The following is a 13,650-nucleotide window of genomic DNA, read 5'->3' on the forward strand; positions in this document are numbered from 1 at the left end:
GCCTTGCACCTCCCGCACACTGTCCGAAGACAGCAGCTCTCAATCAAGTTTCGGGTCCATGGACGCGGGCTGTGCGGGTCGGCCGATGAGCCTTCGCAGGAAGCGGGAGAAATCCTCCATGAGCACGAAAGCCGCCGGGACAAAGACGAGTGAAAGGAGGGTCGAGACGATGAGCCCACCGATAACCGCGATGGCAATCGGCGCCCGGGCCTCCCCGCCGGCACCGATCGCGAGTGCCGAGGGCACCATACCGGCGATCATGGCGACAGTGGTCATGATGATCGGTCGAGCGCGCTTGCGCCCGGCGTCGACGATCGCTTCCTCCGGGCTTATCCCCTGCGACTGCGCCTCCAGCCCAAAATCGACGAGGAGGATAGCGTTCTTCGTCACGATGCCGAGCAGCATCAGGATACCGATCGAAACCGGCATGCTGATGGGCTGGTGAACGGCCAGGAGGCCCAGCATCGCACCCCCAATGGAAAGCGGCAGAGAGAACAGAATTGTCAAAGGTTGCAGGAAGCTCGCGAAGAGGAGCACCAGCACGCTGTAGACGAGAAGGAGTCCCGCCAGCATGGCGGTAGAGAAGCCGTTGAACAATTCCGTCATAACCTCGGCGTCACCCGCCTCGCGCACGGTGACTCCAGCCAGCGGGGTGCGGGCAGCAGGCAGCGCGAGCGTCGCCTTAAGGGCATCGCCGAGCGCAGCGCCGCTGGCCAGATCCGCCTCGACAGTGACGCTTCGGGACCGGTCGTGCCGTTCGATCGAGGCCAAGCTGCGGCCGATCTCCACATCCGCCACCGCAGCGAGGGGAACCGGCTGCATGCCCGGTGGGCCGCCGTTCGGCGGCGAGAGACGTATGGCATCGAGCGCCCGCGGGTCCGTGATCGCCGCGGGATCGAGGCGCACGCGAATAGGAATGAGCTGTTCGTTGCCACCGAGATGAGGAAGGTTCGGTTCGAGGTCGCCGAGGGTCGTGATACGGATCGCGTTTGCAAGTGCCGCGGCGGGAAGACCGAGCGCGGCGGCATCCGCGGGCCGAGGGACGATGCGGACCTCAAGCCTCCCCAGAGAGGCGGTGGAGATCACATTGACAAGCATGGGCAGGCGACGCATCTGCGCCGCGAGATCCGCCGCCGCCGCCGAGATTTTCGCGCCGTCGGCGCCCATGACGATGACCGTGACCGGCCTGAAACCGTTCGCGTCGAGGAAGTAGGAGCGGATATCGGGCACGTTGGCGAGTTCCGCCGCAAGGACACCTTCGAGCTCGCGCTGGGTGCGGCTTCGCTCCGAACGTGGTGTGTAGTTGACAATGAAGGTGGCATCGCGCGCCTCCGACATCCCGATCGGCACTCGCCCGCCCTGGACGAGAACGGAGCGCACCTCCGGCAACGCCTTGAGACGGCGCGTGACGAGCTCCGCGGTGCGGCGCGTATCGGTCAGGTCGACGCCAGGAGGCAGCTCCACGACAAGGAGCGAGCGACTCGTGTCCTCCGGAGGCAGAAGGGAGGTCGGCAGTAGCAGGGCGCTTGCAATCGAAGCGACAAAGATTGCCAATCCGAGAGCCACCGTGACAATTCGGTGGCGGACCGACCAAGCCACAAGCCGCGTATAGGTGCGCAGTACCCTGCCCTCACGTTCCACAAGTTCCCGTGCCGAAGGAAGACCATAGGCCGCCATCATCGGTGTGATAAGGCGGGCGACGAGCAACGAGAAGAACACTGCCACCGCGATAGTCACGCCGAACTGTTTGAAGAACTGGCCTGCAACACCACCCATGAAGCTCGAGGGTACAAAGATCGCAATCAGCGTCGCCGTCACGGCGATGACGGCCAGTCCGATCTCGTCTGCGGCTTCGAGCGCCGCTTCGTAAGCACTCTTTCCCATCCGCATGTGTCGGATAATATTCTCGACCTCGACGATGGCATCGTCGACAAGGATGCCGGTCGAGAGCGTAATGGCGAGGAGCGTTACGAGGTTGAGCGAAAACCCCATCACGTCCATAATCCAGAAGGTCGGCACGACCGAGAGTGGCAGGGCGATTGCCGCAATCAGCGTGGCGCGCCAGTCCCGCAGAAATACGAATACCACGATGACGGCGAGCACCGCGCCCTCGATGAGCGTGCTCATCGTGGCTTGGTAGTTGCCGATTGTGTAGCTGACGGGTACGTCGATGAGGCGGATCTCGTAGTCGGGGTTCGCACTCTGCAGCACAGCGATGCGGTCTGCGACGGCGCGAGCGACGTCCACATCGCTCGCGCCGCGGGCACGAGACACTGCGAAAGCGACGATGGGCTCGCCGTCCAGAAGTGCGAAGGTCTTCGGCTCCGCCATCCCATCCGTCACCGTACCGAGATCATCGAGGCGGACCGGTCCGCCAGTCGGCAGGATGATAGGAAGGGCGGCAAGGCTTGAAACGCTGTTGACACCGGCAAGCGTGCGGATTGCCGCGTCGCGCGCCCCTACCTCAACTCGCCCGCCTCCACCGTTGACGTACGCCGCACGCAATTGCTCGTTTACGTTGACGACAGTGACGCCAGCATCCGCCAATCTCACAGGGTCGAGATGGACTGCGATCTCGCGTACGACCCCGCCGATGCGCTCGATGCCCGCGACGCCACGGAGACCGAGGAGCGCGCGCTTGACGGTCTCGTCGATGAATCTGGAGATTTCCTCCGGTGTGCGATCTTTCGCCCTTACCGCATATGTGACGATGGGTTGGCCGGCAATTTCAATGCTCTGGACTATGGGCTCCTGCACGGCCTGGGGAAGTTCAGTGCGAACGCGAGCCACTGCGTCCTTGACACCGTTAACCGCAGCGGCCGCGTCCATCTCGAGGCGGAACTCTATCACGGTGTTCGACAGGCCATCCGAGATGGTTGATGAGATGTGGCGCACGCCGGCAACGCCTGCCACTGCATTCTCGATCGGGGCTGTAATCTGTGTTTCGATCTCGGCCGGCGATGCACCGTAGTGCGGTACGGCAACGGAGACGATGGGAAGATCGACTGCAGGCAAGCGCGTCACTGGCAGATGCCGGAAACTCATCAGACCGAGCAAAGACAGCACCAGAAAGAGGACGATGGCAGGGATCGGCCGGCGGATCGACGTTGCCGAGATGGGGATCCTCATCACGGCACCTCTGCCGGCGCGGCGCGCACGGCATCGCCATCTCGCAGGAAGTCGGCTGCACGGGCGACCACGAGATCGCCGGCCGCGAGTCCTGAGCGAATCTCGACCATATCGCCCTGGACGAGGCCGGGCTGCACCGCGACGCTCTCTACCCTGCCATCGCGCACGCGCCGCACCAGCGTCCGGTCACGCTCGGAGACGAGAGCCGAAAGCGGAATGCCTAGGCCGCAGCTCTGCCCCGTTTCGATGACGCCGGACACAGAAGCGCCGAAGAGCAGGCGCGGGTCTCCATCGAAGCTGATGCGCACCAGGCCGAGTCGGCTCTGCCGGTCAACTTCCGGCGCGACGAGGCGCACTTCGCCGCGGATCTCTCCTCCGGGGGTCTGGAGGCGCACGGAACGACCAGCACGCACGTTCACGAGGCGGCCCGCCGGGAGCCCCGTCATCACGTCCATAGCACCATCGCGGGCGAGGCGAAAAAGGGGCTCAGTGGACGAGGCGGAGGCGATGAGGCCAATGCGGGCGCTACGGGTCAGGACTACGCCATCCACGGGCGCTGTCACGTCAATCGACCCTCCGGTCGGCACCTCCGACGGTCCCGGCCGGCTGAGCCGCGCCAGTACCTGGCCGCTCCTCACCCGCTCGCCCGCCTCGACCAGCACCTCGTTCACTCTTGCGCCATTGACGAGGGGGATAACGAGCACATCCTCTCGGGGCACAAGCGCACCGATGAAGGAGACATGATCCTCGAAGCATGCCTGGGTGGCGGTAGCGGTCGTGACAGTCGGAACCGGCGTCGTGGGTTGCGCTGTGCCAAGCGTCGGCCATAGTGCCAAGCCGATCAGGGCCAGCCTGCATACGAAGGGAGGGGCCATACCATCCGCTCCAGATCACCTGGAAGAAGAAGCCACGGGCGGCTGGGCTTGTCCAGAGCAAGGCCGCTTGATTGTGCCGGGTCCTATACAGCGGCGTACCGGCAGATCCGATCCTGCAACGGCTGAGACAGCTATCATCACTTGGTCGAGCTTTGGCGACGGGCCGATCCGACAGACGCGTGACCAGTGATAGCGCCACAGCATCCCCGCAAACTGCCAGGCTTCGTCAGAATAGTTCCGAGAGACGGCCTGGAAGGTTTCACAAAGCCGCTCTGTGTTCCATCCGCCTTTACGCGAATCACGCCTCATGCTTGCCGCTTTAAGGGCACAAGAACACTCTAGAATCGCAAGAAACAAGCTCAAGACCGATTTCCGTTGCGCAGATGTGAACCTGCTCAGGCTCAACCGGAGCGGACCCGCAGGGTCCGACGCCAGCATGGTCAGAAAGAAGGTACTTGTCGCGACCTCTCTCGGAGTACTCATCCTCGCCTCGGCGGCGGCCCGGACCGAGAATGGGCTGAAGACGGCTGCGATCGCGCAGACGCCGGCTGCGCCCATCGACGGCGAGTGGATTGTCGCCGATCAGACCGCTCGCATCAGTATCGCGCCGTGCGGCGACGGCAGCGACGGAACCCGTTGCGGCACGCTCATTTGGACAAAGACCCCGGGCGGCGTCGATTCGAACAATCCTGATCCGGCCAAGCGCAACAAACCCCTTCTCGGTCTCGAGATCATCAAGAGTATGAAGCTTAAGGGCCAGAATTCATGGGAGGGCAGCGTCTACAATGCCGAAAACGGCAAGACCTATGCAGCCACCTTGGTACCGCAGAGCCCGACCTCCCTCAGGATCGAGGGCTGCATCCTTGGCGGTCTTCTCTGTGACGGCGAAACCTGGACACGCGCGAGTGAGACCCTGGGCACGAACCAGCCGAAGCCCACCGACGGCACTCGCTCCATAAAGCCCCGCTAAACGGACTCGGAGCTCCTCAATGGGTCTTGACATCGCTGCACTCTTCCACGCTCACGAGGAGGACCGATACGATCTGCACACGCGCCATCTCAACGAACAGATGGTGCGCGTGCTGAAGGTGATCGGCTACGATGTGAGCTTTCGCAGGGCACAGGGAGCCCATCTGTGGGACAGTCGCGATCGGCGCTACCTTGACCTCCTGTCCGGCTGGGGTGTCTTCGCTCTCGGACGCAATCACAAGGGCGTTCGCGACGCGCTCGTCTCAGCCATGGATGGGGAGCTGCCGAACCTTGTACAGATGGACGTATCTCCACTCGCAGGACTTCTTGCCGAGCGCCTTCTGTCGCGCACGCCATACCTTGACAAGGCATTCTTCACCAATTCAGGGACAGAGGCAGTTGAGACTGCGCTCAAGTTCGCCCGCGGCGCCACCGGGCGGCCGGGCATTCTCTTCGCCAGCCATGCCTTTCATGGACTTACCTATGGCAGCATGTCGATTACAGGCGACGAGATGTTCCGAAGGGGGTTCGAACCGCTCCTGCCGGACTGCGCTGAGATCCCCTTCGACGACCTTGCGGCTCTCGAGCGCGCACTCGCGTCGAAGACCATCGCCGCCTTCATTGTCGAGCCGATTCAGGGCAAGGGCGTCAACATGCCCTCCGAGGGATACCTGGTGGGTGCGGCAGAGCTGTGCCGCTCTTACGGGGCTCTCTTCGTTGTGGACGAGATTCAGACAGGACTCGGTCGCACGGGCAAGTTCCTTGCCATCGACCATTGGGGTGTTGAGCCCGACATGGTGCTCCTAGCAAAAGCGCTTTCCGGCGGCTACCTCCCGGTTGGTGCCGTGCTGACCCGACGCTGGATCTTCGACAGGATCTTCGACCGGATGGACCGCGCAGTTGTGCATGGCTCGACCTTCTCGAAGAACGACCTCGCCATGGCGGCAGGGCTTGCGACACTGCAAGCGCTCGTGGAGGAGCAAATAATTGAAAATGCCGCCAAAAATGGAGCGCGCCTGATTGCCGCCTTCGAGGGCATGGCAGAGCGTTACGAGCTCGTGAAGAAAGTGCACGGCAAGGGGTTGATGATTGGCATTGAGTTCGGCCCTCCGCAGTCTTTCAAATTGAAGGCTGCTTGGAATGCACTTGAGGCCATGAACAAGGGCCTGTTCTGTCAGCTCATCACCGTACCCCTTTTCAAGGAGCATCGGATCCTGTGCCAAGTGGCGGGCCACGCGAGCCATGTGGTGAAGCTCCTTCCGCCGCTCATCATCAAAGAGGAGGACTGCACCTGGATCGAGCGTGCCTTCGATGCCGTGATCGCCGATGCTCACCGCGTTCCCGGTGCTGCGTGGTCCCTAGGCAAAACGCTCGCCGGGCACGCCATGAAGGCGAAGGCCGGTGTCGTATAAGGGCGGGGTAAGCGCCGGCATATTGGGCCGAAGCGCTCTTATACTGGATAGAGAGGCGAACAATGTATTGCTCAAGTTTGCAGCAGGATTGTTATTGGCTTCGCAGGGCAGATACCCCGAACCACCACTCCCGGATCTGCTACGATATCCTGTCTTGGCCCGGGCGCGCGAACCACAGGGTCACCGATCATCAGCCTGCCTCTTTATCGATATGGCCTGAGATCCTATGGACGGTATAATTCACAGCTCCCGCACCGTTTTCCAGAGGAGCAGGCGCATGGCCGGTGTCCTGGTGAATGAGAACAGTGTCCCTATTGTTGCCGGCGGCTCATTCTACGCAGCCATGCAGATACTGCCACGCTTCAGGTATGAGGCAATCTATGCCGTATATGCGTTCTGCCGACCTAGCGATTTCCCCGCTGTCATCGATGGAATGATGATGGATGTGACCGGTGCATCCGAGCCCCAGCCTGGACGATGCTCGATCTCTATTGTGAATGGGCCACACGTGCCGTCCGCAGGATCTTCGGAGCTGATCAACAGCACGGAGACTGTCTCGTTCGATGGACAGCTACGCCCATTGCTTCACGTTGATGCTGGCGTCCGATTCAAGCGTACTTACTGTCGAGATGCTTGATGGAAGAATACGGAGTATCGCATGGTTCAATCCGTCCCCATTCACCTCGAATTGTCCAACGACGTGATCGACACGAGGATCGAAGCCGCCAGCGAAGCGCTTATCGCATGTGCTCAAGCTGACGGGCATTGGAGATTTGAGTTAGAGGCCGATGCCACGATTCCCGCCGAATATATACTTCTCAAGCATTATCTTGGAAAGCCGGCGAACAGCGATCTTGAAGGAAAGATTGCAGCATATCTGCGCCGCATACGGACTCCGAACGGTGGCTGGCCTCTATACCACGGCGGATCGTTCGACCTGAGCGCGAGCGTCAAGGCATACTTTGCGCTAAAGATGATTGGAGACGCACCAAACGCCCTTCATATGCGCCAAGCCCGCGATTTGATTCTTGCGCATGGGGGCGCCGCACGGAGCAACGTGTTCACGCGGACATTGCTGGCGCTCTATGGCGAGGTCCCCTGGCAGGCCGTGCCGGTCATGCCCATCGAGATTATCCTTCTGCCACGCTGGTTTCCCATTCATCTCTCGAAAATGTCCTATTGGGCACGCACGGTCCTCGTTCCGCTCATGGTCCTGCAGGCTTTGAAACCAACGGCGCGCAACCGACGCGGCATCGTTGTCCCAGAGCTTTTCACGACCCCACCCGGCAGCGAGCACAACGGGCCAGAGGGGTTTCAGAAAAATTCGCCTTGGACGATTTTCTTCGAGATGACTGACGACGTTCTACGCAGAACGGAGCGGTTCTTTCCGAAGAGTACACGACAGCATGCAATCAAGGCGGCAATCGCTTTCGTTGAAGATCGCTTGAACGGCCCTAACGGGTTTGGGGCCATATTCCCCGCAATGGCAAATGTCTTGATGATGTACGATGCTCTGGGATATCCAGAACATCATTCGCACGTCGTCACTGCCCGGGAGGCCATTGACCACCTAGTGATCGTGAAGGACAGCGAGGCCTATTGCCAGCCGTGCCTCTCGCCCGTGTGGGACACTGCGCTATGCTGCCAGACCCTTCTCGAAGTTGGAGGCGATGAGGCGGAGCAGCACGCCAAGAAGGGGCTGACTTGGTTAAAGCAGCGTCAGATCCTTGATGTCATCGGAGATTGGGGGGTGATACGCCCTCACGTGCGCCCTGGGGGGTGGGCGTTCCAATACGCCAATCCTTATTATCCTGATGTTGATGATACGGCGGTCGTGGTCATGGCAATGCATCGTGCGCAGTTGCGGCTTGGCCTGCAGAATGCCGCAGTCTTTGACGAGCCAATTACCCGTGGCCGCGAGTGGATTTCAGGACTGCAGAACCGAGACGGCAGTTGGGGCGCCTTCGACGCCGATAACAGCTACGGGTATCTCAATTATATTCCCTTCGCCGATCATGGAGCACTCCTTGATCCACCGACCGTCGATGTGACGGCTCGCTGTGTTTCTATGCTTGCTCAACTTGGCGACAAGCCCGGAAGAGGCTCACCGCTGGCCCACGGCATTGCGTATCTCCTTGAGGAGCAGGAGGATGATGGGAGCTGGTTCGGTCGCTGGGGCATGAATTACATATATGGAACGTGGTCTGCTCTTTGTGCCCTGCACGCAGCAAGAGTGGATCCACGTTCGGATGCTGTCCGAAGAGCAGTAGAATGGCTCGTACGGATCCAGAATCCGGACGGAGGTTGGGGCGAGGATGGAGAGAGCTACCGTCTTGATTACCGAGGTCATCAGCCCGCATCGAGTACGGCTTCTCAGAGCGCCTGGGCTCTCCTGGGCCTGATGGCCGCCGGCCAGGTCGAGCATCCTGCGGTCAGACGTGGCGTCGAGTATCTGTGCAACACCCAGAGTGGAGACGGATTCTGGCCTGAAGAGTATTTCACAGCTACGGGTTTTCCAAGGGTCTTCTATCTGCGCTACCACGGCTATCCTAAGCTCTTTCCGCTTTGGGCGCTTGCACGCTATCGCAACCTGAAGCTCGGTCTCCATGAAGTAAGCGACTGGATCGGAATGTGAGCTCCAGACTGCCACTCCTGATCGTAACCGGACTTGCCTATGAAGCGCGCATGATCGCCGGGCCCGACCACGTCACCATCTGCTCGGGCGGTTCACCGGAACGGCTGCGCCACGTTCTCCGCGCCCTCACTCCTGCTTACCGGGCTGTTGTCAGCTTCGGAATTGCCGGCGGGCTCGATCCAAGTCTCTCACCTGGCGATGTCGTTCTCGCCCAAGGCATTGTTGTTGGAAAAGTGCGATGGTTCGCGCATCCGGGCCTCACCCAGGATTGGATTCGAAGGTCGTCGGTAGCAGGCCGGAGCGTCATCGCGGCTGAGATTGCAGGCGTTGAGGCCCCCGTTCGGACCCCTATCGCAAAAGCAGCCCTCCGTTCCGCCACGGGTGCCGCTGCGGTCGACATGGAGTCCCATGTTGCAGCCGAGTTCGCCGCCATTTGCGGAGTTCCGTTCGCAGCGATCCGAGTGATCTGCGATGCCTCGAACCACTCGCTTCCGCCATTTGCCAATGAGGCACTGGATGCTGATGGGATCTTGGATTGGCGGTATGTCCTGCGCGCAGTGGTGCGGCAGCCCATGCAGATCGCTTTGCTGGCGCGTCTTGCGATCAATGCGTCGGCCGCTACCGCCGGCTTACGTCGCTGCCGGTCCCTTCTCGGGCCCAATCTTGGGGTCGGAAACCTTGCCGAGCCTTTCAGCGACGTTTCGTGAGAACACGAATTGCGCGGGACGTTGTTGGTCCAGCGGGATCTCCGGCGCCATAGGACCTCGCGTTGTCACTCCATGCAAGGCGACCCAAACGGCCTTCCATGGCCGTCGAAGCGTGTCCCTGACCGCCGATGCCTCATAGCCTGAGTGAACCATGCAATCGGCACATTTTTCGTAGCAGCCCGTTCCGTATGCACCCCAATCCGTTTCTTCCATCAACTCCCGGTAAGTATTGGCGTAACTCTCTCCCAGGAGATAGCAGGGGCGTTGCCATCCAAATATCGTTCGGGTCGGATTTCCCCATGGCGTACACCGATAGGTCTGATTGCCAGCAAGGAAATCAAGGAACAGTACCGACTGATTGAATACCCATTTCTTACCGCCTCGGTTGAGGCGGAAAACATTGCGAAAGAGATCCTTGGTGGTTTTTCGGTTGAGGAAGTGCTGCTGGTCGGGAGCTCTTTCATAGGCATATCCGGGCGAGACAGTAATCCCACTCACCCCCAGTTCCATCACTGTATCGAAAAACCGGGCAACTCGCTCCGGATCTGCGCCTTTGAACAAAGTGCAGTTGATCGTTACCCGAAATCCTCTCGCTCGCGCGAGCTTGAGGGCAGCGACAGCGCGATCATAGACTCCTGGCTGGCACACGGACCGGTCATGCATGTCCTTGTCGCCGTCCAGGTGGATGGACCAGGTGAAGTATGGGCTCGGTTGGTATTGATGGATTCTCTTCTCCAACAGGAGCGCATTGGTACAGACGATCACGAATTTACGCCGCGCAACGGCACCCTCGACGATCTGGGGCAGTTCTTTGTGCAGGAGCGGCTCTCCGCCTGCAAGGACGACGACGGGTGCACCACACTCGTCGATGGATCCAAGGCAGTCTTCCAGTGACAGACGCCTGTTCAGGATCGCATCCGGATAGTCGATCTTGCCACATCCCGCACAGGACAGATTGCACCGGAACAATGGTTCCAGCATCAGCACGAGCGGATAACGCCTCCGCCCTGCGAGGTGTTGGCGGACGACATAGCTGCCGATGAGCAGAATTTGACGGAGGGGCATGCCCACTGGTAAATCCCTCTTCTGGCAAGGTGCAACTCTTCAGCCCGACCGGGTTCAAATATTCGCAAGTTCGGTAGGCAGGCGGAAATTAATGTTCTCTTCAATCCCTGGCAGTACGGAGATCTCGACCGAATACTTTCGAGAGAGGGCATCTATTACCCTGTCGACAAGTACTTCGGGCGCCGAAGCTCCGGCGGTCAGCCCGATGACCTCAACCTGGTGCAGCCAGGTGTGATCAATATCTGTCTCGTCCTCGATCAGATAACTAGGTACGCCGGTCTCCTCACCGATCTCCCGCAGGCGATTGGAATTTGAACTGTTGCGGGCACCGACAACCAACAGGAGCTCTGCCGTCCGGCAGAGCTGCCGGACGGCCATTTGGCGGTTCTGCGTCGCGTAGCAAATGTCTCCGGTCTCGGGCCCAACAACGTCATGAAAGCGCCGCTCCAGAGCCGCAATAATCGACCGGGTGTCGTCCACGCTGAGGGTCGTCTGGGTCACATAGGCGATGCGCGTCTCAGTCGGTAGATCAAGCGCGTCCACATCGGCCTCGGTCTGCACCAGATGAACCATGCCCTCGATCTGCCCTAATGTGCCTTCGACTTCCGGGTGCCCGGCATGGCCAATGAGAACCAAAGTCCGGCCTTGCGCTACATAGCGCTGAGCTTGACGATGGACCTTGGTGACAAGAGGACATGTGGCATTCAGCGCGTGCAAATTCCTTACTTGTGCTTCCGTAATGACCGCTCGGGAAACCCCGTGCGCACTGAAGATCACGACTGCGTCGTCGGGCACTTGGCTGAGGTTCTCAACAAAGCGTGCGCCCTTCCTTTCCAAGCTCTCAACCACATGCCGGTTGTGAACAATCTCGTGTCGGACATAGATGGGAGCACCATACTTGGCGAGGGCGCGTTCTACGATTTCAATCGCGCGGATAACGCCAGCACAGAAACCACGGGGCCGAGCGAGGATAATTTTCATATCCTATCCTCATATGCATACCTTGTGCAAAAGCCACTATTGAAGTCTCTACCTCGTGATGTGGCACTACGATCGTTATCGATTACAGCGCGTTCGCACTCAGGTTAAACAACATACCCGCACGATAATAATAACATCAACATTCCGACATTCTACTACGATCCGATCTTCTATTCGAGGAGAAATCCTCAGGCCCACCGAAATGAGCGCCTGAGCAGTTTGTATTTAGCCGCAATAGTTTCGTTCAACTCAGGTTTTAAGCATCAGCGTCCATAGGGCGTCTTGGTGGAGGAAAGCCCAGATTGCCGCGGATGTGCTCCGAAACAACGGCAAAGCTCTTATCTAGAGGCGTCCTGCCGCGGCATGCCGCTTTGGCTGTGAACATGAGACATCGCATTTCTCGGCGCGATGGGCGCCGCATTAATCCGTCCCTTCCATGCACCACCCCGTCCCCGCCAATGCTGAAGAGCGGAATCGAGGGTGAACAAGGTATAAATGCCCGCGACAAGCGGAAGCGCAACACCCCATGCCGAGCTCCGGCCGTAAAAGCGCAGGCAGGGCATGAACGCAGCAGCCATCAGGGCCCAGGCAACCGCCCCGGCGACCTGCGCAGCACTGGTGCCCAGTGCGACGAGAAGGGGCGGTGCCACATAGGTGATGTTCATGACGATCACGGCGCCGACGAGCCGGAGCGGCGAGTATCGGAGCTCCGCATAGGCCGAGCGGCTCACCATGCGGCCGATATCGCTTAATTTCGGATATGACCGCAGACTATGCACCTGTTCCGTCAAGCCGAGCCAGACAAGCCCGTGCCGTTTCATGAGCGCACCAAGTGCACAATCGTCGATGAGCGCATGACGTATCGCGTGCAACCCGCCGGCCGCGATGAGGGATCGCCGGTGGACGAGCATGCAGCCACCCGCTGCGGCCGCCGTAGCGCGGCGGGCATCATTGACCCACCTGAAGGGATAGAGCTTCTGGAAAAAGAAGACGAAGGCTGGAACGAGCAAGTGCTCGGCGACACTCTCGCAGCGGAGCTTCACCATCAGCGAAGTCAGGACCGTTCTGCGAGCGAGCGTTCGCTGGACCAAGCGCCTGATCACATCATGGGTCGCATAGGCAATGTCCGCATCGGTGAACAAGACGAATTCCGGCGGTGCAAGACTCGCCTCGATGCGTTCCAATCCCTGCTGCATGGCCCATAATTTTCCTGCCCAATCAGCGGGCGGAGCAGTGCCTTTCACAATGATGAGGCGATCATCCGCTCGGGCATCGAGGGCTGCTGCTGCGGCCATCATACCAGTTTCGTCGGTACTCTGATCGTCAACCACAACAATGTCAAAGTAATGAGGATAGGTCTGCTTCAGCAATGAGGTCACGGTGATGGCAATCGTTTCAGCTTCGTTGCGGGCCGGGATGATCACAGCTAAGGTGGGAGCCTCGGACAGACACGATGCGTCGTCGAGAACAAAACGGTCGTCGCGCTCCGCCATTCGCCAAAAAAGACCCCGCCCGAAAAGCAGATATATCCAAATCAGGAGGGAGGTACCGGCTAGAATGGTGCCGCCCATCGGACTCGCTCCTTCATGGGACCAAGCGACATGGAACAAACACCTCAGTTTCGTCCGCTCGGCTCAAAACTCTTCGGTGCGGCATCGGCATCCGGACCATTACCCTCGCTTGCGGTCGTGATGCACGCTTAGAGCGATGCTCCGGCGCCTCTGCTCCTGCGCGCCCCCCAGCACCTCGAAGATCTTTGCGACGATGGCGGCGGCGTCGAGGCCGGCCTGGGCATACATGCGCTCGGGCTTGTCGTGCTCCTGGTAGAGGTCGGGCAGCACCATGGAACGCACCTTCAGAGTGCCGCGGTCGAGCGC

The 13,650-nt window shown here is 60.1% G+C and carries 10 protein-coding genes; 4 read left to right on the forward strand and 6 right to left on the reverse strand.

What is annotated here, in order from left to right; genetic code table 11:
- Nucleotides 1–39: 39 nt before the first annotated feature.
- Together ACS5Q0_RS10955 and ACS5Q0_RS10960 are read right to left on the reverse strand one after the other, a co-directional pair.
- Entirely contained in the window at nt 40–3,129 is a 3,090-nt protein-coding gene (locus tag ACS5Q0_RS10955; RefSeq protein WP_473126660.1) for an efflux RND transporter permease subunit, read from the reverse strand.
- Nucleotides 3,129–4,004 (reverse strand): efflux RND transporter periplasmic adaptor subunit, encoded by an 876-nt coding sequence (locus ACS5Q0_RS10960; protein WP_473126661.1) that lies wholly within the window; start codon nt 4,002–4,004, stop codon nt 3,129–3,131. The genes ACS5Q0_RS10955 and ACS5Q0_RS10960 overlap by 1 nt, the downstream gene beginning before the upstream one ends.
- A gap of 436 nt (nt 4,005–4,440) precedes the next feature.
- On the opposite strand from ACS5Q0_RS10960, the gene ACS5Q0_RS10965 reads away from it, so the two are divergent.
- From ACS5Q0_RS10965 to ACS5Q0_RS10980, 4 genes are all read left to right on the forward strand, one after another.
- Complete coding sequence (locus tag ACS5Q0_RS10965; protein WP_473126662.1) at nt 4,441–4,974, forward strand: DUF2147 domain-containing protein; 534 nt, start codon at nt 4,441–4,443, stop codon at nt 4,972–4,974.
- Between the two features lie 19 nt (nt 4,975–4,993).
- Entirely contained in the window at nt 4,994–6,385 is a 1,392-nt protein-coding gene (locus ACS5Q0_RS10970; protein WP_473126663.1) for an aspartate aminotransferase family protein, read from the forward strand.
- A gap of 658 nt (nt 6,386–7,043) precedes the next feature.
- On the forward strand, nt 7,044–9,020 hold the full coding sequence (gene shc, locus ACS5Q0_RS10975) for a squalene--hopene cyclase (protein ID WP_473126664.1): 1,977 nt from the start codon (nt 7,044–7,046) through the stop codon (nt 9,018–9,020).
- Between the two features lie 50 nt (nt 9,021–9,070).
- A complete protein-coding gene (locus tag ACS5Q0_RS10980; RefSeq protein WP_473126665.1) occupies nt 9,071–9,727 on the forward strand; it encodes a phosphorylase family protein in 657 nt (218 codons plus the stop codon).
- On the opposite strand, the gene hpnH is transcribed toward ACS5Q0_RS10980, so the two are convergent.
- The 4 genes from hpnH to ACS5Q0_RS11000 form a co-directional block, all read right to left on the reverse strand.
- Nucleotides 9,650–10,798, reverse strand: a complete 1,149-nt coding sequence (hpnH, locus tag ACS5Q0_RS10985; protein WP_473126666.1) for an adenosyl-hopene transferase HpnH — start codon at nt 10,796–10,798, stop codon at nt 9,650–9,652. The genes ACS5Q0_RS10980 and hpnH overlap by 78 nt on opposite strands.
- A 48-nt stretch (nt 10,799–10,846) precedes the next feature.
- On the reverse strand, nt 10,847–11,773 hold the full coding sequence (gene ispH / locus ACS5Q0_RS10990) for a 4-hydroxy-3-methylbut-2-enyl diphosphate reductase (RefSeq protein WP_473126667.1): 927 nt from the start codon (nt 11,771–11,773) through the stop codon (nt 10,847–10,849).
- A 338-nt stretch (nt 11,774–12,111) separates the two neighbouring features.
- Nucleotides 12,112–13,344, reverse strand: a complete 1,233-nt coding sequence (locus ACS5Q0_RS10995; RefSeq protein ID WP_473126668.1) for a glycosyltransferase — start codon at nt 13,342–13,344, stop codon at nt 12,112–12,114.
- 99 nt (nt 13,345–13,443) lie between these two features.
- The coding region (locus ACS5Q0_RS11000) for a hypothetical protein (protein WP_473126669.1) at nt 13,444–13,650 on the reverse strand (207 nt) is incomplete at its 5' end.

Source organism: Microvirga sp. HS2, assembly GCF_055792805.1.